At 36.9% G+C, this 24365-nt stretch carries 6 protein-coding genes and 1 other annotated feature; all 6 genes read left to right on the top strand.

The window, feature by feature from the left end:
* Positions 1-317 precede the first annotated feature (317 nt).
* The 6 genes from Q5O86_RS04365 (at position 318) to Q5O86_RS04340 (ending at position 23889) form a co-directional block, all read left to right on the top strand.
* The gene (locus Q5O86_RS04365) at positions 318-7700 is read left to right on the top strand and encodes a discoidin domain-containing protein (RefSeq protein ID WP_302625931.1); all 7383 of its coding nucleotides are present in this window, start codon (positions 318-320) and stop codon (positions 7698-7700) included.
* A 19-nt stretch (positions 7701-7719) separates the two neighbouring features.
* The gene (locus Q5O86_RS04360; protein WP_302625930.1) at positions 7720-7905 is read left to right on the top strand and encodes a hypothetical protein; all 186 of its coding nucleotides are present in this window, start codon (positions 7720-7722) and stop codon (positions 7903-7905) included.
* Between the two features lie 63 nt (positions 7906-7968).
* The gene (locus Q5O86_RS04355; protein WP_302625929.1) at positions 7969-10731 is read left to right on the top strand and encodes a cellulase family glycosylhydrolase; all 2763 of its coding nucleotides are present in this window, start codon (positions 7969-7971) and stop codon (positions 10729-10731) included.
* A 419-nt stretch (positions 10732-11150) separates the two neighbouring features.
* Positions 11151-20957 (top strand): CotH kinase family protein, encoded by a 9807-nt coding sequence (locus tag Q5O86_RS04350; RefSeq protein ID WP_302625928.1) that lies wholly within the window; start codon positions 11151-11153, stop codon positions 20955-20957.
* A 42-nt stretch (positions 20958-20999) separates the two neighbouring features.
* Positions 21000-21179: a hypothetical protein gene (locus Q5O86_RS04345; RefSeq protein ID WP_302625927.1), complete on the top strand. Its 180-nt coding sequence runs from the start codon at positions 21000-21002 to the stop codon at positions 21177-21179.
* Between the two features lie 16 nt (positions 21180-21195).
* The gene (locus Q5O86_RS04340) at positions 21196-23889 is read left to right on the top strand and encodes a hypothetical protein (protein ID WP_302625926.1); all 2694 of its coding nucleotides are present in this window, start codon (positions 21196-21198) and stop codon (positions 23887-23889) included.
* 49 nt (positions 23890-23938) lie between these two features.
* Positions 23939-24171, top strand: a binding site (T-box leader).
* The last annotated feature ends 194 nt before the right edge of the window (positions 24172-24365 follow it).

The raw sequence follows: 24365 nt of genomic DNA, 5'->3' as shown, positions 1-24365 counted from the left end.
GTAAGAGTTATAAATAGAAGCGAAGGATATCAGCTGAAAATATTATAAAAGAAATGAACTGTCACTCAGATGATTTGAAATTATCAGGGTGGCAGTTTTTCATTTTTAATATTTTGGTTCATATAAAGTTTTTTACTAGTAAACTAAAAAAAGTAAACTAATCCCAAAAAATGGACACCCATTTAAGTGTACAAAATAGTATATTTGTGATATATAATATTATAGATTGTGAGCATTTGGAGATGCTTTTATTTTTGACAAAATTTGTTAACGCTCACATTACATTTAATATAATTTAATTTAATAAGGAGGAAACTATGAAGGGAAAAATGAAGACATTGTTGTCAGAATTGTTAGCGATATCAATGATTTTGACAAGTATTTCATTCACACCTACAGTAGCGAAAGCTGATACATCAGCTACAGCTACAAAGAGTGCTTCTGTCACGATACAGAACGATACAAAGACAGCATTCGGTGATAAAGATGGTGACATGTATAATTATGTGAAATACGGAGCAGATGCCACAGCAGACGGCGCTAATAGTAATAAGCCTGCTTCAGGTATTATAGACGGAAGCGTTTCTGGGGATGCGAATCGATGGGCAAATGAGAGTAATCAAAATGGTCATTGGGTGCAGGTGGATTTGCGACACTCATATTCTATATCTCAGATTCATATTAGCTGGGAAGTTGCAAGCTCATTAAACTATAAATTAGAAATATCTAATGATGGAAAAAAATATGAGGAAGTTACAAGTGTTACAATAAATGGTTATGATACTGCCAATCCAAAGAACAGAGTCGACAAGATTGCTTTAAGCAATTCTGTTATGGCGAGATATATTAAAATAACTGATGTGGGAAATGTCTTTATACCGAAAAGTGACAATGCATCGGAGCGTAGATATGGTGTTTCTATCTGGGAAGTAGGTATCTTTGGAAGTGACGTAAAAGCTTCTCAGGAAAGAGCTTTTGAAAACACAGGAAGTTTCACGAAACAGGAAAATAATAGTGGAGTTTCTTTTGATGATATTTTGGATAATGAATCTTATAATTATGTAAGATTTAACGGAGTATCAGCGTCTGCCAGTGGAGCTGACAATAATACTCCTATCAATCATGCCATTGATAATAATTCATCTACAAGATGGTCACATGGCGGAGGAGATGCTACATATTTTACGGTAGATTTAGGTTCAGTATATCGTGTTGAAAAAGTGTATTTAAGCTGGGAGCAGGCAAATGCAACGATATATAATATTTATAAGTCAGAAGATGGAAATAGTTATAGTCTGATTACAACAGTAAATGGGATGTCTTTATATAATACAGGAGCTTCCAATGGAGCAAGAGTAGATAAGATTGATTTCAATTCTGTAAATGCGAGATATATCAGGGTTCAGGCAGTGCAGCGCTGTTATAAAGGCAGTGATTATAGCGGCGGGCAGTTTAGTGGTATGTCATTGTTTGAAGTAGGCATCTATGGAAAAGAACAGGAAAAGGCATATAGTAAAAAAGCATTTCCGGAATATAAAGCAGGAAATAAGGATACGATTGGAAATAAAATAGAAGCAGAAGACACGGATAGCAGAGAAAGTGGAATAAGTGTTGAGACCAATGGTCCTGTTAGTGGTAAAAATCTTGGAGGTCTCTCCAATGGAAAATGGACACAATATAATATAAATTTTGATAGAAAGACTTCTAAAGTTTACTTTAGATATGCCGGAAGTGGTTCAGCCGGAAATATACAGATATATATAGATGACAGTTCCATGTCAGGGACACCGGTCGCTGCTGTTCATGTCGGGGACACTGGTTCTTGGACAGAGTATAGAGATATTTCGGCAGATGTTGAAATTCCTTCCGGAAATCATAAAGTTTATCTTAAATTTGTCACAGATGAAGGAAAAGGACATGTTTGTAATTTAGACTATTTTCAGTTTGAATACAGACCGGAAACAGCGTCTGTAAGACATGAGGCAGAAAATGCCCATGCGTATGTGAGAGGTACGGCGGGTAGTGCACCAAACAAAAATCAACAGAGTGATAAATTTTCTCAGGGAAAAGCTGTAGGTGCCATGAATACATGGATAGAACATGACCGTTCCTATCTTACAACTTATGTTAAGGCAGATTATGCAGGATATTATAATCTTACAATACAATATTCAGGAACAATGACTACATTATTACAGTATAAAATCAATAATGCGGCAAATTGGAGTACACAAAATATTAATGATGTAGATTCTAGTAATTGGGATGGAGTAAAAAGTACGACTGTTCAGGTACAACTGAAACAGGGAATTAATAAAATAGATATTTCCGGAGCAGTATGGAAGTGGGCTGACGGTACCGGTACAGGAAGAACAGATGGTAAGAATGTATGGGATGAATGGCTTAATATAGACTGCTTTACATTAGAGTATAAGGATAATGTTAAAAATGCATACACTGAAGAACTCAACACAACTCTTACCGGAAATAGGATTGAGGCGGAAGCTTTTGATGGAAGAGATGCAAAAGGGGAAGACGGAGTTAAGGCATATGATAATACATACTTAGGGCATACTACAAAAGATAGTTTTGCATTATATAATGTGTATTTTGACAGGAATACGACAAAACTTAATTTCCATGCAAGCGCAAAGAGTGATAGTTGTGACGGATATGTGGAAGTATGGGTAGATGATAATAACAGAAGTGGAAATCCGGTGGCAAAGGTATCTTTTCAGGATATTGCAGCAAGTGATTGGGGTTCTTACAAGGATGTAAAGGTAACATTAGATACGCCGATTGCATATGGAAACCATGAAATTATGTTATATTTTGTGCCAAAAGACAAATCTTATGTAGGAAATATTGATTATTTTACGTTTGAGTATACACCGGAAGAGGTGAAAGATAAAGGAGACAGGCACGAGGCAGAAAATGCACATGCTTATACACAGGGAGATGCCGGCAGTGAATATACGATTCAGTCGGATGGAAATTTCTCAAACGGAAAGGCTGTCGGTGGTATGAATGCATGGCCTGATAATGGACGTGCATATCTTACATCCTATGTGAATGTAAAACATCCAGGAAGGTACAAACTCGTGGTGGCATATGCCTCAGGAAGCGCCAAGGATACGAATATTGATTTTAGAATTAATAGTCGTAATGATACCGACTGGAAGAGTATTGCAGCGCCGACAACAAACGGATGGACCACAGTAAAAACAATCTCCAAAGAGATTGAGTTAAATCGTGGCGTCAATGTAATTGATATAACAGGTGCGGCAAATATTCCTTACGCAGAAAGCGATGCATGGCAGCAGGTAAATGTTGATTACTTTGCATTAGAAAGAATTACTGACGCTGATAATCTTGCTTTTGGTAAACCGGTAGAGGCTTCGGGTGCACAGAATGGATTTGATGCAGTGAATGCAGTGGACGAAGATGAAGACACAAGATGGGCAAGTAGTGAAAATGGAGACAAAGCATATTTTATTGTAGATTTAGAAGACCAGTATGAAATAGAAAAGGTAAATTTAGTATTTGAGAATGCTTATCCCGATGATTTCCAGATATTGGTTTCGAGAGACAAGAAAAATTGGACGGTTGCGAGAACTGTAAGAGGATTCAAGGATAAAGAAGAATCTCATGTTTCATATGTGTCTGATGGAGTATGTTTAGGAAAAGCCAGATATGTAAAAATCCGTTGTATTAAAATGGCATATCATAATGCTATGTCTATCAGAGAACTTAAGGTATATGGAAAGAAATTAAAGGGTGAGTTGTCAGACTTATCGTTGAGTAAAGAAGTTAAAGTGAGTGGAACAGAAGCAACAGGAAGTACATCTGACCCGAATAATGCAATCGATGGAAAAGACGATACAAGATGGGCAGTACCAAAAACTGACAGTCATCCATGGTATGAGGTAAACCTTGGAAAACAGTGCTCAATTGATAGCATTGATTTAAAATTTGAGCGTGCATATCCGAAGTCGTTTAGAATACAGATATCGGATAATGGACAGGATTGGAAAGATTATAAAACGATTCAAGAGTGGACGGAGCCGGGGGATGCTGCAGAGATTCAGAATGCTAATTACTATGCCAATCTTGAATTGGGTTACAGTATTCACATGGATAATGTTAAAACGCAGTATGTAAGATTATATACAGATGCTAAAATCAGGGATGATAATTGGGGATTATCGATTTATGAGTTTGAAATTTGGGGAAAAGAACTGGACAAAACAGATTACTGGAAAGCACAGAGTGCAGAGAGATACGGAATCTATCCTGTTTCCGGATTGCAGGACACAGAAAAGAATGGAATGATTGACAGTAGTCTTGTTCAGGATGATGTGATTGGTCATGGTGATACTTTTGAAGTAGTATATGAACCGGACAAAGAGCTGTTTTTCTATATCAACCCATGGGAGTTTAAAATAGATTATTCGAAACACCAGATATGTTGGTCCTCACAAAATCAGGGAGAATCTTTATGGGGGGCAACAGAACATGACGAGAATGTCACGAAATATGGTACTCAGCAGCAGGCAACAGTAAAGTATGTTCTTCCTAAAAACATTGATTTTGAAGATAAGGATTATGTTATTTCAGAAATAGGATGTCAGATATACGAAAAATCAGATTTAGGAACAGAAGGTGCAAAGCCGAAGCGGACAATCGTATTTAAAGTTAAGGTTCTAAAATCTAATATTATCATAGAAGACACAATTGGTGATAATGGTAGTCTAAATGTTAAAAATCCGGAAGATGGATGCACCTATGAATGGCAGAGAAGCAGTGACGGAAAGAATTGGACGAATGTTTCCACAAAGAGATATGATTTGGAAATATTGAGCAGTAGTAAAAACGGAGTTGTGAATGACATTGTCCATGTTGCAGAGGATTTAGGTGGTGGTCAGTATTATAGAGTGAGAAAAGCAGGAGATGAAAACTGGTCACAACCACACAAAGTAAAATATTATAATGATGTTCAAAATGGAGATTTTGAATATCCGGCGATGTTTTCTACAGATGAGGATGGAAAATTATTTCCATTTAATGCTAACGGAGATGAGCAGCAATATCCAAATGGATACGAAGGATTGATGTGGAAAACCACAGCGCCTGGATGGACCAATGGAGTGAATGCAAATAGAATAGGGCATGATATAGAGATTGTTAATGGAAGAAAGCTTAAGACCAATGAGAAAGACGGTCAGGTTTCACAGTTTTCGGTTACACCGGACGAAATGTATAAGAATAATGAGCATGGAGACCAGTTTGCGGAATTGAACTGCGAAAATGTTGGTGCATTATATCAGGATATTCTTACGACACCAAATTCACAGTGTTATTGGGATTTGGATTATGCGGGACGTTGGTGCCAGAATAGCATGTATGTAGTGGCAATGTCCTCAAAAGAAGCGCAAAATTATACAACTGCCGAGCAGATAAAAGAATTAATCAGCAAGCAGGAAGTTCAGAATATTGCAACAAATCAGGAAGGAAGTAAAGGTGTAACAGTAGAGTTATCCGAGGGAGTCTTTGCTACGATATGGAAAGTTACAAGTAAAGAGAATGCCGGTGAATGGAACGAGCATAATGGTATCTACAATGTACCATCCGGAGATAAGAATTATCTGACACGTTTCTTCTTTGTATCAGCGGGTGGTGCGAGAAGAAATGAAGGAGATACACCAAATGAGACTGTAGGTAGTTTACTGGACAATGTTACATTTGCCCAAAGACAGGCATACACAATTGAATATTATATTGATGGTGTAAAGCAGGATAATTTAACAGTGACGAGCCTTGAGAATCCTTATGACAGAGTTGACATTCCTAATCCTGGCGCAGTACAGAATTACACACTCTCTCAAGCGCTCATCAGTGGTGAAAATGATGCAAATAGTAAGAATTTTTATGTAGATGATTCAGATAGAAAAATGACAATTGCATATAACCACAATGTGTTAAAGCTTTATTACAAGAGTGGTGTTGTTGTTGCTACTGTAAAAGTAGTGGGGCTAAGTGAAATACCGGATGATTACAGCGTGTTTGTATATTTAAAAGATGAAACCGGAAAAGTTATTGATACAGCATCGATGCCTCATGATTCATTTACTAAAATTGACAAAGTAAACGTTGAGGATGAGGATAGTTTCTTTAAAACAGTAACTTTTGATGGTAACGGATTGATAAATGGACAGAAATATACGGTGGAAGAGGTCATTGTGAAAAATGATTATTTGCCGTATTATTTGAACAATGTTGATAAGAACGGTGTCAATGAAATTGTTGGAATTGATAAGATTGGAAAAGAAAATCTTTCTTACACAGCAGAGTTTACATATAATTCGTCAGCTGGCAATCATATTGAGTTTGTTAATGTTTATAAACCTGTAAGAAAAATAACGGTACGCAAAAATGTATTGGGTAATATGGCGGAAGCGGATAAAGAATTTGATTTTACTCTGTCTATTGAGAAGGATGGAAGTCCTATGGATGCCGCTGAGATTTCTACAGCAGCGTTAAAGAAAACAGCTACAGGAAAATATGCATTTTCATTAAAAGATAAAGAGAGTGTTGAGCTGTTTGTCTATAACGGGTGCAAGGTTACGGTAACTGAGGCAGATTACAGTAAGAAAACAGGAATAGACACGGATATATATAGTGATGATTACTATGTAACTTCATGGAAGGTAGTTAGCGGAGATGATATCGATGGAAGGACTGTCACTTTAAATGAAGTGGATAGGGATACACAACTTGTATGTAACAATGAATATAATGATTTAGGTGATGTGGAAGTTCAGGGCTTCCAGATGAACGGAAATAAAGAGGCAGGCGGTGTGTCAGAGTTTAGTCCATCCTTCAGAGTAGTGTGCAGAGTGAGTAGAAAAACCATCAAGACAAAGAAAGTAAAGAAGTTTGGTGTCATCTATGCTATCAAGGGCGAGGCAGCAGACAGCAACAGAGATACACTGGAAACGCTTATGACCTTTGATGGAGCGGAAAAAAATGCAAACGTTAAAGTTCATGAAGAGACACCGGATGGAGTATATCAGGAGTGGACGACAAAGGATGGTGCAGAGTTTTCAGCAGAACACTGGAAATACTATGGATTGACCTTTAAATGTTTAAATTATATGTTTGATACATTAGAGGAAAATGTGACAGTCAGAGCTTACGCGGAAATGGCAGATGGCACGATTGAATACGGACAAAAGATATATACCGTAAATATGTATGAAATAGCCGGAAACCTGTACAAAAATCAGAAGATGAGCACATCAAAAGGACATCAGTTCCTGTACGATAATGTTTTGAATCTGGTGACGATGCATTATAACAGACAAAGTATTGCCAAGGCAATGATGAAGGTATTGAATGTAACAAGCACGAGCAGTCAGTATTACGATGTTCTCAACAAGGTTTATAAAGATATGAACGACTTTGTATATTGTCAGAAAGCCTATAAAGGAAAATATCAGGAGCGTGAAGAGTTTGTTCCAATCAGTTTATCAGAACAGGAACAGTCTGATTTAGTGAGTGTATTAAATCAGAAGAGGGGAACAAAATATACAAATCTCAATGACTGGATTTATTATGAGACAGAAAAAGTGGGCGCTTATAAAGGCTATTATCGAAAAGTACAATATGAGTGGAACAATGGAATTTATATTAGGAAGTAATATGTAAAGAGGAGAAGAAATGACTGATAATAGATATGTGTCACCGGAAATTGTAGTTACAAGGTTTGAGGTGAATAGAAATATTATGATGATGACATTGCCTGAAACTACGGCATCACCGGACGGTCCGGGTGATATTGTAGACAGAGAATGGGAATCACCTACAGATGTTCCGGGAGGAGAATTAGGTGATTTGTTTGAATAAGACAGTGTGCATATTTACAGAGGAAACATAATTGTTTCTGATTGAATTATAGGAGAATAATCTATGAGTAAAATAAAGAAGATTGGGGTGTGGCTGCTTGTGGCAGCCCTGTCCCTGACGAGTATTCCATTCGGCAAAACAATGCATGTGAAGGCTGCTTCAACGACAGAGGTCAAATATGTCAATTTCCTTAAAGCGGATGGAAAGCAATTAAAGAATACTAGTGGAGATACTGTTTATTTGCGGGGAGTAAATGCCGGCGGATATATGTTACAGGAGATATGGCTTTGTGCAACGAAAGGGACTACTGACGATAATAAAAGTGGGAATATAAGGTGCCAGCAGGATATCTTAAATACCTTGACAAATAGATTTGGAAAGGAAAAGACACGAACATTAATTGATACTTATGAGAAGAACTACTGGACGTATAAAGATTTTGAAAATTGTGCGAAGCTGGGAATCAATTGTATCCGTCTTCCTATTTGGTATCGAAATCTGGTAGATGAAAATGGTAACTGGTATAACAATGCCTTTGAACGTATGGATTGGTTTATAGAGCAGGCAGGCAGATATGGTATCTATGTCATTATAGATATGCATGGTACATATGGTTCCCAGAACGGAAGCCATAATTCAGGAATGCATGGTGGAGAAACAAATCAGCAGAAAAAGGATAATTCCAAATTATTTTTTGGAAGTGATGCCGGTACAAATCAGGCAAAATATCTGGACATGTGGTCCAAAATAGCAGAGCACTATAAAGGAAATCCGGTAGTGGCAGGATATGATTTGTTGAATGAGCCTATGGCGGATTATATGAACGCTACAGATGTGGATGGAAATAAGCAGGACAGACTGAATAGTTTATGGGATGTTTATGATAAAGCATATAAGAGAATCAGAACTGTTGATAAGGAACATGTTATAATTATGGAAGCTGTATGGGACCCGGATACATTGCCAAATCCCGGTGATAAGAACTGGCAAAATGTCATGTATGAATATCATCAGTATTTGTATGCAGATTATGACAATAAGGAAAAGCAGATAGCGGCAATGCAAAATAAAATAAATGCCATAGATTCTGCAGGGTATAATGTTCCAAGTTACATCGGTGAGTTTAATTATATGAGCAATAGTGATACTTGGGGCGATGGAATTAAATTATTAAATGATAATAATTTAAATTGGACTACATGGAACTATAAGTGTACAGCAGAGTACGGAAACTGGGGGCTTTATAATACGCCGGGGAATGGCTCTGACAATGATACGAACAATTATTGGGCAGATGTGGAAAATGACTCATATGATACGATATTAAACAAGTGGTCAAGAGCTGATGAGAGTACAAAAAATGCAGGAGTAGCAGACAAAATCAAGCAGTATATGCCTGGAACAATTGATGGATTAAAGACGGCAGTGGTTAAGGAAGTATCTGATGTTAAGGCAACCGGCATGTTAAACAGTATTGATGTCACATGGTATCCGAAAGCAAATATGGATAGCAGTACACAGTATCATATTTATGTGGACAATGCTACGGTACCGGCAATGACAGTAGCACAATCTGCAATTCAGACAAATAGTGTAAGCAAAGAGGCATTAAAGTATAGTAATCAGCAGGGAATTGTAAATGACCCGGCTAACATTGGCGGTACTCATAATGGAGACTGGGTAGAGTATAATGATATTTCATTACCGACACCTGCCACATCACTTACAATCAATTATTCATGTGAACAAAATAAAGGTGGATTGATTTATATTTATGATGGAAATATGGACGGTTCTCCGATTGGTGCGATAACAATTCAGCCACCAAAGAGTGGAGCAACGTGGAATGACTATGTGACAAAAACAATTGATTTATTTGAACCTTTAGTTGCCGGAAAGCATACGATTTATTTGAAGTTTTTGAGATATGATAGTGATAGCAGCAATGTAGCAAATGTGAGAGATTTTACATTCCTTTGTCCGACAGCTATGGCTGCATTAACTAATGTATCTGCCGGAAAACATACCGTTACGGTTCAGGCTGTTAGAGGTACGGATGTTTCACCGGAGAAATTATCGAAAGAAGTAGAAGTTGTATCGACAGCTTCTGTGCTCACAAGTGATAGAATTAGTATCAAAGGTTTTCAGATTAAAACAAATGGTACGAGATACTATAATGCGCAGGGAGAAGTCGTTTTTGATGAAGAGGGAAATGAGAAAGTAGCTTTTCGGACGATATGTCAGGCACCAAGTGTAGGTGAGACGCTCACGATAGCTGGTAAAACTTATAAGGTAAAAAATATTGGTACAATATATACGATAGACCCAAATGCTACGGGCATTCCTGAAAAGGATGTATTTGACAGTTCTTATTCTATTTTGAATACAGAGCCTGTTGAAGGAAAAGGATATGAATATTCGGGTGCGAAACAGTATAATGGTTATGATTATACATTGGGATATCTGGCAACAGATGACGGTATTCTCAGCAATAAAGATGGATATACAGAGTATGTCAGAACGATGAGAAACAACTCATATTATGGCAGTGATGGTTCGCTCAAAGTTATGACAAACTCATTTCATGCGAGAGCATTTGTAGTGGCAGAAGATGGCACAATTATTTATGGAACGGACACCGCATCTATGTCTATTCCGGAAGTGGCATCTTATGTATATAAAAATGTCTTGTCGACAAATTATAATGGGCATGCATATTTGTATGACACCATTCTACATAGGGTTGATAGCAGTAATCCATATTATCAGACTTTAAAGGTAGATTATGGATGGAATGAGAACTTATATGACCCTGAGAATAAATAAAATATAAAAAATAAAGGTGGAAGTTTCTGTTTAACAGGAGCTTCCCTTTTTTATTTATTGAGAAATATTTCGAATAAAAATGTTTTATATAGTAAAATAGTAGCTTTTGCCATTACAAGGTGTTTAATAAAAATATAGAAATATAGGCAGTTTACAGGATTTCAGAGGGAAAATGGGGGAGGAAAGCAATGAAAAAATGATAGTATTACAATTAGAAAATATATAAAAAATAAAAATGTTTTTACCCCAAATGTTAACGGTAACCTATCTTGACGTATCTAATAAAAATATACTAATATTAGTGTATGATATTTTGTTTTGGTGTTTTTATTTTAGTTTATAAACAGGAAAGCAAACAATATTTACACTAATATTATAATCAAATGCTTGTTATTGGTTAATAAAAGGAGAATAGGCAAATGAAGCATTTGAATGAAAAGGAGGATGGAATGAAAGGAACTATTAGGAAAATAGTGTCGGTCTTACTGGCGGTGGCAATGGTTTTTACGAGTATAAACTATACGCCGAAAACAGTTAAGGCAGAGGACTATAGTAATCTGGGCTTCACTGAAGTTACAGGTATGAATGGAACGTATGCGTATTCGGTGACAAATAATACGATTGGTTCGAATGTGCCGGAGTTTTATGGTGGAAATTATATGAAACTGGCATATAGTTCGGATAATAATACGGACAATACAACTGTAACGATAGACGGAGTAGCGAAGAGCCTCGCAGATGATGAGGTTTTTGAGTTTACGGGAGGAATGACAACCTTTTATGTTACAGCGTTATCAGATAATGCGTATCATGAATTAGTAGTTACAGGAGCAACAGGGTCAGTAACAATAATTCTGAAAAAAGGTAATCCTTCAGGGGAAGAAATTTCATCTGAAGAGAAAACAGACCCGCAAGAGACAGATACAACGGAATTGGTCTGGAAAACAGATGATATCCTCACAGCGAAAATTGGTGAAGGAACAAAATATGCAGTAGAGGGCGATGTGTTGGCAAACGATTTCAACACCCATAATGGTGATATTCAAAAACAGGATGACCAGTTATGGTGTATTTTTGGTGCTGCCGGAAAGAGTATCAAATTAGAGTTGAATGGAACGGTATTGGTGGATAACACAGGAAATTCTGCTATGGGCGCTGCTATCAAATATAGTGATTTGGCAGCAGGTCTTAACACAATTAAAATTACACAGCAGCTAGATGAAAAAGGAACAATATCTACATATATATTATATATTGATGTTCCTTTGAAACCTATTAATGTATATGTAAATAATTATGTATCTGCTACAGGAAAATATATTGTAAAATTTGATAATGTAGACGGTGCCACAACATATAAAGTGTATGTGGATGGTAATGCAACCGACATTACATTAGGTGGCAGTGGAGATTATATTGATTATGATGAACTCTCAGGGATTAGCGAGGGAGAGCATACGTTGGCGATTACCGCTGTACTGGGTGATGGGACAGAAACGTCAAAATCGTCAGCTGTTACAATCAACAAGACGACTGCAAAAGGAAATGCAGATGATATTGCACAGATTTATGTTCAGACAGACGATACAGCAATAAATCCTTTGACAGGCATGACAAAGGATAAGGTGACAGCAGCAATAACAGTGATAGACCAAACAGGGAATACAAGTGATATTTATGATGATGCTGCGAAGACAACGATTAAAGTGCGTGGTAATTCCACAGCGGGAGCAGAGAAGAAAGCATTTAATATATCATTTTCAAAGGCAAAAGATGTATTTGGATTAGGCTCTGCAAAGAAATGGAGTCTCCTTGCAAATGCCTTTGATAAATCATTAATTAGAAATAAAATTGCTATGGATTTCGGAACAGAGACTATGGGAATCCAATATAACAGTAAGAGCAGATTTATTGACTTGTATCTCAATGGAAGATATATGGGAAATTATCTTTTAATGGAATCTGTTGAGACGGGTGCATCAAGAATTGATATTGATGCAGATAACCCGGCGAGCAATGATATTTTATTAGAGTTAGATAATAATGGAAGAGATGTGGCAACAGATGCACATTTGACGGCCAGGACTACTCTTTATAATGAATTTTTTGCTGTAAATGCACCGGAGGGCGATGGAACAAGTAATCCGGAAAAGAATCAGCAATGGTTGGAAACAAATGCTGCCAAGTTGGCAAACACATTGAAAGTATTGAATGATTTTGAAGAAGCGCTTGAAGCAAATGATTTTGATAGAATATCTTCGTTTATCAATGTCGATTCTTTTGTTAATTTTTATATTGTAAGTGAATTCTTTAAAAATCAGGATATTAATTTTAGTTCCACAAGATTTTATATAAAAGATAATGTGTTATACGCAGGACCAATGTGGGATTATGACCTTTCCAGTGGTAATTTGTGGACTCAGGCAAATGGTGGAAATGAATATTCAGAAAAAGACAGAAGTCCACAGGATTATAAGGCAACAGAAATGAAGTGGTTTGAAAAGCTTATGACAAATAAGACATTTAAGTCGAAGGTTGTAAACAGATATAAAGAACTTCTTCCTGAGTTTAAAGCTTTATATGCCGAAGGTGGAAAAATAGATACAGTTATAAATGAAATACAGGGGTCCATTCATAGAAACTATACATCCACAGATGAAGGCGGAGCCGGATGGAGCGCTGTACAGAAAGATTTAGGAGATAGCTATAGCTATGCAGCAGGTCCGGGATGGACTTCTTATGATAATGCAATCAGTTATTTAAAACAATGGATTCGTGATAGAGAGACATTCCTTTCTTCTGAGTGGGTTAGTGAGACAGAAGAAACTACGACAATCGAGAAAACATTTACACATGTAATAGGAACGGCAGACGGAACATTGCCGGACAAATCAGGTGAGTTAAATAACTATGTAAGATATCAGGGCGTATCAGCCAGTGCATCGACAGTTGAAAATGATAATAATGGCGCTGACAAGGCAATTGATAATGACTCAAATACAAAATGGGGGTCGGTACATGGTATAGACCCACAAGATATTATTGTTAATTTGGGAAATGTTTATCATGTAAAAGAATTACAGATTAGTTGGGAAACAGCCAGTGCAAAAGATTTCACGGTAGAAGTTTCTAAAGATGGCGTAAATTATACTACAGTTGCCACAATTAAGGATATAGCAGAGGGAGCCAGACTTGATAAAATTACATTAAAAGATGCTGTCGAGGCTAAATATGTAAAAATTAATGGTACTGCAAGAACGTCAAATTATGGGTATTCTATTTATGAGTTGGGAATTTATGGACCGGACCCGGAAAAAGAAATTATATTTGAACAGCCGACAATAGATGTTGATGCTATTAAAGATTGGGTACATTTTGACCATAGAACAAATAGATTTACATCGGTTTATGGAACAGAGTATTATATTTCTGATGCTGTATTAGGAAGTATTTCGACTAATACAGGACAATCGGGTACATATGCCGGTACATATAATGGTGCAGCGGATGTGGCACCATGGGGTGATTACAGTAATTCTGTTATAGATGGTAAGGCTACGCTTTCATGGGTATGTGATTACGGTGTGACAGGTGTTGTAATTAACGGACAAAAATTTGGAATTGACGATTCTAATGTATTTCGTAAAACAGATTGTATCTTCATCAATCAGGATTTATTCAAATTAGATGAAGGTGTATCGGAAAAGATTTTTACAGTTACATTACTTGGAACAAATACAAATAAACAGAAAGATTTTACCTTTGCAATGAAGGTTGTAAATCCAAATGGAGAGACAACAACAGAGGAACCTTCCGAATCAACGAAAATTAGGCCTGTGACAGAACCGGAAAATGCTGTATGGGTAGAGTTCCCAGGGGCAGAGGGTAAATACTTCTATTATGTTCCTAGTGAATTTGTTAGTTATTTTTCAACTTTTAACACGAGAGCCGAGGATTTATATCTTGGCTGCCAGAATGTTGCTGCACCGTTTCAGTCTGTTAAGGTCTGTGGTGTTAACGTCGAAAAGGCTATAGACAATGGTGCGTGGGTTGGAATTAAGAAAACAGATATTGTGGAATATGGTGTTTATAAAGTAGATTTTGTAGATTTCAATGGTATTGGATTTACAGCATATATAAAGCATCAAAAAGTAAATAACTATAATGTGTCAGGTATTTCAAGCGCAGTAGATAGAGATGGTAATGCCACAATTTCATGGATACCGTCAGAAGATGCCAGTTTGGCAGGTTGTACCTATCAGGTATTGGTAGGAGAAAACGAGGCTATAGTTGCGGGAACAACGAATGCCTCCTATAAATTATCGAACTTTGGTACATATAATGTTAAGATTAATACTTTATTGAATGGGGAAATTGTTGCTACATCCACGGCAACCATTACTTATAAAGACCCGGAAGCTATAGATACTACGGTTACATTTAAGGATAATCAGTGGGAAAAATGGAGAGATGAACAGATTATCTGGACAAAGGTTGACGGAGCAGTAGCTTATGCTATTTATGCAGACGGAAAGATTTATCAGACAATAGAAAATGCAGATGCGACCGGAGCATCTGTTCCGGCATTTGCATTTGCAAATAATACAAACAGCAATGGTCAGGCGACAACAGTAGGAACACATACAACAGCAGTCGTTGCTATTATGCAGGGTGATGAAGTTAAAGACAACCTTGATGAGATGAACAGCAAGAGAATTATGGGAACGAATGAATTTACATTGTATGTGAATTACATCTTTGGTAATGGTACAAAAATTTGGAATAATACAGGTGTAGACAGCGTGTGGAATTTCACATTATGTGAAAGTGCTGATGACCCTAATATCAATAAAGGTTCTAGCGCTGTAATCACATACAATAAGGACGGACAGGCAGATGTTAAGTTTGTGGACATGGGAGAACATGCAAAGGGAGACCAGGCTTGGACCATTAAAGCAGCTATTTATGATGAAGCATCAAAGAATGGAGAGCTGCAAAACTTATCATTTGATATTTATGGACCTTCCGTTCTGATAGGACAGAAGATTGCTATCACCTGTTATCCGGAGGAAGTTCAGGAGGATGGACAGTATTCCGGAGTTACATATGACAAAAATGAATATACATTCGAGGAAGACAAGGATGGTAATGCAGTTCTTCATTACTCGATTGCTTTTACAGCAGAGAATGATACTTATGACTTATTGTTTGGACTTGGATTATTAGATTTTGGTGACTCAGAAGATAAGTCTATTACATTATCGGATGCAGAAATTGTAAAAGTATACGGATTGACATCTCTGAATGCCACCGGTATGAATACAGAAACAGATGAGGGAAATATATATGTTGCATGGACCTCTGATGTTCCACAGAGATTAACAGATGCTTATAAATATAATGTATATGTAGATGACAAACTTGTACAGACAGTAGATGGAAATATAAATAACGTGACATTGGAAGGATATGCTGTAGGTGAACATAAGGTTAAGGTTGAGAGTGTTTATGGTACAACCATTACTTCTACAAAGGAAGCTACAGCTACGATTACAAAGACAACTTCACCGGATTTGGTTATTACCGACATCAGTATTCCAAAAGGTGAATATAGAGTGGGAGATACAGTTCCTGTCACAGTTACTATGAAAAACATCGGTAATACAGATGCTGTTCCGGAAACAGGAAATCTTTGCTTCCACTTATATGTGGATGGAACATATTATGATTACTCAATCTGTACTGACAACAGACTTGCAGCAGGCGCTGAATATACTGCTACGATTGATTATGTTGTAAAGGCACACGAGGATACCAGTGATAATTCATATGAAATAAAAGCGATAGCAGATGCTGATAATGTAATTAAGAATGAAGATGAAACAAATAATGAATATGCAAGAACATGGTTATTCTATTCTGTGTTAAATGAACTTACATTGACAAACAATGGAAAAGATGTCGTTGGTACATGGGAAGCAGAGGAGAATGCCGTACAGTACAGAGTAGAATATATTTCAAATGGTGAGACTAAGACCGTGGATACGGGAGATGCTGTACCGTCACATATCTTTGAGAATCCGATTGATAATAATACAGAAGTTAATGTTTATGCACAAAATTCAGACGGTTCATGGTATAAGATTGCAAAAGCAACAGCGTTGGCGGACCTCGTCTTTGAAGAGCTTTATTTAGAAAGCATTTCGTATGTGGGTGAGAATGCTAATATTGTAGCGGTAGTAAAAAATATTGGTACTGCTCAGGCTACAAGCAAGGATGCGGCACAGCAGATTATTGCAGTAACAGTTCAGGGAGTGGCTTTTGCTACCTTAGATAATCATCCTCTTGTTGTAAATGAAAGCACAACACTTAAGATTGGATATACTGCTACAGAAGCAGGAACCAAAACGTTGATTGCACAGATTGATGATATAGATAGAATTTCTGAAAGTAATGAAGAAAATAATATACAGACGTTGGATGTTACATCTGTTCCAAAGGGAACAATGACACTTGAAAACGTTGAAGATAAGGTTGTATCTGCTTGGGCACCGGGCGAAGGCATGACGGTTCAGTCTTATCAGCTTGAGTATATTTCTAATGGACAGGAATATACGGAAAATCTCGGAACAGACACAACATTTACATTTGCAAGACCAATTGATAATGAAACAAAAGTAATTGTTAAAGCTATGTATGAAGGAAGTACAGAGTATGTTCCTATGGCTGAGACAGTTGCACTTGCAGATTTGATTGTTACAGATGTAAAAGTAAATGGAAATACTTACGTCAATGAGGCATTTTCATTAACATCTACAATTAAGAATGTGGGTACTGCACAAGTTATGGCGGCAGAAGCTGATGACATGGAACATTATGGAGCATGGGTTGTTGTCACATTACAGGGACAGTTAAATGTGCCTGAAAAACAGGGTGACCATACAGCAGCAGGACTTGTAGTAGGGCAGACAAGAGAGATTAATGTAAATGATGTCAGAGCTACGGCAATTGGACAGTATGAACTTGAAGTTAAGGTTGATGACCCGGCTTATGAGCAGGCAAGACCGAACGGACATATTAAAGAGAGCAATGAAGAAAATAATATTGGTAAAGTTACTGTAAATGTAACAGAACCTGCATTCGTTCAGGAGAAGATGGATTGGACATTGTTTACAGCAGAAGGAATCAATCTTGACGAGGAAGGAAATCCATTTGTTATTATTGCAAATGGTAGTGATAGAAAACCATTAGAATATAAGGTACTTGATACATCGATTGCTGATTTGAATTACATTGATATTATGACAAAAGTACAGGGATATGGTGGACAATATATTGCATTCGGTATTAATAATAAATCACCTATGGTTTTATCTACGGATGGAAAAGTAAGTACAAAACTGTATTTTGCACAGGTTTCATCTCATACAGCTGAAAATTATACAGCCGATATGGATGCAGATATCAATTACGGTGAGCCGAGAAGCGAGGTAGACGGTGTACTTCAGAACTATGATGGAAATGGATATATTTTACACACACGTTCCTTTGCAGCAGGTAAGTATTATATTGTTAAGTTAGTCAATGAAGATGGCACTTTCTTAACATTAGGATTAAGAATCCCTGGAGATTTAGGTAACTGGATTAAGGCAAAAGCCAGTGATGATTCAGACCCTGATAAAGTTCCGGTAGTATATCATGATAAATATCATAATATTGACGGAACAATTTACTATGATGGTTCTGACCTTGGATTGTCGAATCTTTCTATTTACAATGGTAATCATCTTGCAATTACAACAGATGGTACTAAGAAATTAAACCTTGAGGGTGGAGCCAACTGGAAGATGGAAATAGCATATGCCAGTGTGGATAAAGACGGAAAGTTTGTTGAGAAGATTGCAGAAGATACTTTGAATCATATTGGAACGAATCCGGGAACTATTGAGTTATCACCGGAAGACGGTCTTTTTGGAACTCAGGGAGCAAACACAATACTTATAAAAATGCCTGAGTTAATGTATGAGCTTCCAATCCATAGTTCGCTTGGTGGAGAAAGAGACAGCGAATACTATATGTTAAAAGTGTATTATGATACAGTAAATCATCCGGAAGATTACATTTCGATACCAATGAATATTGTTGGAAATATTCCTATGATTGAAGATGTAAATGGTATGACTGTTACAAACAGAGGAAGTTCACTCTCTGTATCATGGATAAACACAACAAGCCAGGAAGCAAATGGATATGTATATGATTTATATATTGATGGAGAATTAAAGGCAGAGAATGTTACAGCAGGTGCATATAGCTTCTCGGGATATGGTGAGACAGGAGTCACACACGAAGTGAAGGTAGTAGCAAAATGGTGTGAGCAGACAATTGAGAAAGTCATCAATTATGAAGTAAAAGAGCCGGAAACAGAACCGGAGGAGACAATACCGACAGATATCCCTGATTACCCAAGAGATGATAAATGGGTACTTATCAGTGGACAAAATATTCTTCCGATATCGAAGGAGGGGTCACTGGATACTGTAAATGCCAAAATTTACTATTATACAGATGTAGATATTAATAGTGTAATTGGTTATAACGATTATTATATAGCGTTAAATGGTAGTGATAAGTATTTTACAGGTACAACAACTAAGATTTATGTACAAAATGGAAACAGTACGACATTTAATTCAAAGACTGTTTATGACAGTTATTATAATGGACAGACATTGATGAACGCAGCCAAAATGTTTTCCACTTATGGAGAGTTTATCAGTGGGGAGACATATTACTATACAGTAAGAGTTGCAGGTGACAATGGAAATACATATAAGGATTTCTATTTCAAGGTAGTTCCGACAGAGGAAGAACCTACGATAACAGGTACAGGCGATTGGAGACTGATTAGTGGTGAGTATCAGCTTCCTGTTAAGATGGGAACAGAATCAGAACTCGAGGGTACAGTAAGATTCCTTGATTGTCCATCCACTACAGATAAGTACACAGGAACAAATACATACGACATTATTGGGTACAACGGTTACTATATGTCAATTCTGGGAAGTAATAAGTATTTTACAGGTGAAAATACTAAGATTTCAGTATCGAACGCCAGTGAGAGTGTGCTTTATGCTGAAAATGCTGAGGCGTTAGAATTTACAGAAAAAATGATTTATGACAAAGTATATCCGGGACAGATTATAATTAAATGTGCTGAGACATTTACAGTAGAATATGCAAAGACATATTATCTGCTGAAAGTAGAGAGTGGTGAAGATGTAACATACATTCCTGTGGAGATTACAGTCAACACGGGAGAGGTTGAAGTATTAGGCTTCCAGATGAATACAAATCATGCTCCGGGAGAAGTTTCAGAACATAGTCCATCGTTTAGAGTTGTATCTAAGACAAGTAATGTTATGACAATTCATAATAAACTTTACGAAGTAAAGAAGATGGGAACGATATATGCATTCGCTGACGAGATGGATGAGAATACATTGAAGTCAAATATGACATTAGAGGGTGTAGCGCAAAATGATTTTGTGTCTAATTGTGAAATGACAGAAAGAGGAATTTTAGATGGTTATACGACGACAGAGTCTAATAGCCGGTATAATACATACTTTGCATTAACATTTAAATATTTGCATTATATGTTCAATTCCTTAGAAACAAACTATTCATTTAGAGCATATGCCGTGTTAGATGATGGAACAGTTGTGTATGGACATAATGTCTATACAACGAATATGTATGAGATTGCAGACAACTTATACGAAGAACAGAAAATGGGTACAAAAGACGCACATGACTTCTTGTACAATAATATTTTGAATGTTGTTGATATATCTCATCATTATGAAGAAATCGGTAAATCTATGTTAAGTGCATTGCAGGTTAAGAGTAAGAATGAAGAAAACTATAAGCTTGTAAACAGTACATATAAAGATTTATATTATTATGCAATCTGTGGTAAGAACTATCAGGATGCATATCCTCATGATACATTTAAATGTAGAACAGGTGAGGAAGTCGAAGCGAAGTTACTTGTCGCATTAAATAATGTGAAATCAACAGAATATGGAAGCATCGCAGAGTGGATATATAATGAAACTCCAAAGATTGCTAATTCTAAGACTGGGGTATTTTACAAAGGCTTCCACAAACTCGTTGAGTATGGATGGGATAACACTATTGATAAGGACTTTTATGAGCGTTAAATTGGGTGTTATTGAATGTAGATTAGAGGAGGAATTGTAATAATGAATAGAGTGATAAATTATGAAACACCTGAGTTTGCAGTGGTCAGATTCGATGTGGATAAAAGAATTATGAATGGTGTTGATTTTTCCGGTAATGAGGGTGATGGTGAGACAGTAGAATTTGATACTACAGCGCATGAATCTTTTCCGGATATACCAGACCTCGACTTGGATTATTAGAAAGGAGTTTAGAAACATGAATATAAAATTTAAAAAAGTGATTGCATTTGTATGTGCGGTTGTCATGGTTGTAAGCTCCATGACAATTACAGGTACTAAGGTATCAGCAGTGGATTGGTCCACTGCTGATACATGGACTAAGTTAACTGCTGATGGGAAGGACTATTTTGTAAGCAAAGATGGAAATTGGCTGAATGATAATTATAATGTGTTTACCGTGGAACAGGGATGGATGACACAAACAGCTCTTTGGATTAACTTTGCTTCTGCTGAAGTTACAAAAGTGTCTGTGAACGGAACAGATTATTCAGTGAACGACCATAAAGCAATTGGTGATACAGTAAGATTCGAGGGCGCACAAATGTGGATATGCGTAGGTTTGTGTGCCGGGGAACAGACAACAGTAGAGTTCTATAATAATAGTACATTAAAAGGAACCTGGTACATTTATAATGGCAGTGGAACAGGAGCAGTAGACAAGGTTTCAAATGTAACTGCTAAAGGTGGTACAAACACAATAGAGGTATCGTGGAATGCAGCGGATACAGCAAAAGAAGGTACATTGTATTATATTTATTTGGATGATGATACAAAGGAATTTGCTATTGCTGATGGCACAAGCGCAATGTTGACAAATGTTCCGGCAGGAAATCATATTGTTCGTGTGAAGGCATATTACAATGGGGTATTTTCTGAGGAGGCAAATGCACCGCAGACGAAAGTTTACGGAAAGCCTACTGCAGTTACAGCTCTTGCTGTAGCGAGTCAAAAGGCGAATACGGTTCAGGTACAGTGGGACTATGTTGCAGACACGAATTATACAATTGAATTGGTGAATGTAGAAGGTCAGGTTGTAGAAACGATAACCGAGATAACCGTAGATGGTGAACTGGGAAAATGTGAGTTTACAAATGTAGCCAAAGGAGATTATACCGTTAGAGCTATAGCAAGTGTAGATGGAGAAAATTCTGATGCAGTTATGTCAGATTCAGTGAGAGTGGAAAATATACAGCCCGCAGAGCTTGCAACTTTGGAATATAACGTAGATAACGCAGAGCAGATAGGATTGTCATGGACAGTTAATAACGAGACATCAGGACAGACCTATAAGGTGTATGTTGATGAAAATGAGCCGATAGTATTACCTGCAAATACATATTCGTATGTGATTGAGCAAATTACCCCGGGTTCTCATACAATCAGGGTAAGTGCAGTTTATGGTGAATATGAAACAGAGGGGATTATAAGAAATGTTATTGTAAAAGCGAAGCCGGTTGTCAAGTATGATACAACATTAAGTCAGGTAGATATTAATGGTGTGCAGACATTAGATGACACATGGTCATACGAATTTGCAAATCAGTCTTCTGACAGTATGATTGGTTTAAGTGCCGATAATGCGTGTGTAGTATACCTTCCATCATATGCCAATGCTATGTTAGATAACGTATATCAAAACATAACAGGGTTAGAAGTAGGAAAAACATATACTTACACATATAAGGTTGATACAGATGTGGATGGAAATAATATAGTCGTAAACGCTACGGCTGAGAATGGATATTCAGATAGTTATGAAATTATCGGTGTTTCAAAAGATAGTACAACAACAATAACAAAGAAATTCACAGCGACGGCAACTGAAATGAAGTTATGTTATACATTAGGATTTATTAATAATAGTGCATCAGTAAAAATTTCTAAAGCAGTTGTTGAGATGTTGAAACCGAATGAGATTTCATCACTTACAGCAAAAAGCGGAATTAAGACAATTGATTTATCATGGGCATGTGAAGGCGCTGAGGATGAGCAGACATATAATGTTTATCTGAATGGAAGCGAGACACCGATAGCAACAAAAATAAAAGAAACATCATATTCGTTGGGAAATCTTGAGCCGGGAACATATACTGTAACGGTGAAGGCAGTGTTAAATGGCGAATTTACCACAGGAGAAACGGTAGAAAATATTGTTGTTACAGATGTACCAACAGTGGTCACAAGTAATAGTGTCGGTGTAGAAGGATTTCAGATTAAAACAAATAACCCGGATAATACAGAGGTTGGGTTTAGAACAGTATGTAAAACACTAAATGTAGGAAGTGTGATTACGGGAAGTGATGGAAAAGAATATACTGTTGCGAAAATGGGTACCATTTATACGTTAGACCCTAACCATAATGGGTACAGGAAAAATGATGTGTTGAATCCGTCCTATACGATTTTAAATCCGGACACATTAAGTGAGGCAGGAGTGTATACCGGTGCTAATTACTATGATGGTATCAACAGAACCTATGGATTTATTGCAACAGAAGAAGGTATTGTCAGTGACTGGAATATAGAAGATACGAATAATACTTATTATGTTAGAACAATGACAGGAATGGTAGGAAGTATGGCATTGGCATCTACATTACATGTCAGAGCATTTGTTGTAACAGAAGATGGTGAAATTATTTATGGTGCAAAGACAGCAAGTATTTCAGTAGCACAGATTGCAGATTATTTATATAAAAATAGTAAGGCTACAAATTTCACCGGACATAAGTATTTGTACAATAATGTTCTCAATAAAGTTGAAACAACAAATCCTTATTATAGAGATACCACGTTATCTTATGGATGGGATAGTCAGTTGTACATACCACAAAATCCGACATTTACCTTAACAGAGGGAACGTTGGATGCGTACAATAATATTCCATAATTGAGTTGACAACTTAGAATCTTTATCATAGAATAATAAATGATAATAGATAAAGGCTTTGATAGAGACAGTAGTTTATTAGTAAACGTTACAGAGAGTTTGATGATGGTGGAAGTCAAATACAAGTAGCTGATAAATGAAAATCACTCTGGAGTTGCAGTCCGAAGCAAAAGCGTAGGCACTGACGGATTCCTCCGTTACAGGGAACACATATGATTGGATTTTCCTAAGTATGCTGTCAAAGGTGGTATAACGAAGTATTTACAGGCTTTCGTCCTTTACAGGACGGAAGCCTTTCTTACGTGATGGCAATGAGCCATGCATGAATAAAAATATATACGAACGTAAGCTTGCTTACAGTTCGTAATATATTTTTATTCATATAGGGCGAAGCCCGCGACGAAATAGACCAAAGGTCTATGAGTACGCATGGCGAAAAATATGTGAATAGGGCGAAGCCCGCGACGAAATAGACC

The organism is uncultured Eubacterium sp. (assembly GCF_937958975.1).
In the GTDB taxonomy this organism is placed as follows: domain Bacteria; phylum Bacillota; class Clostridia; order Lachnospirales; family Lachnospiraceae; genus Eubacterium_G.
This window is presented reverse-complemented; position numbering and strand designations above follow the sequence as displayed.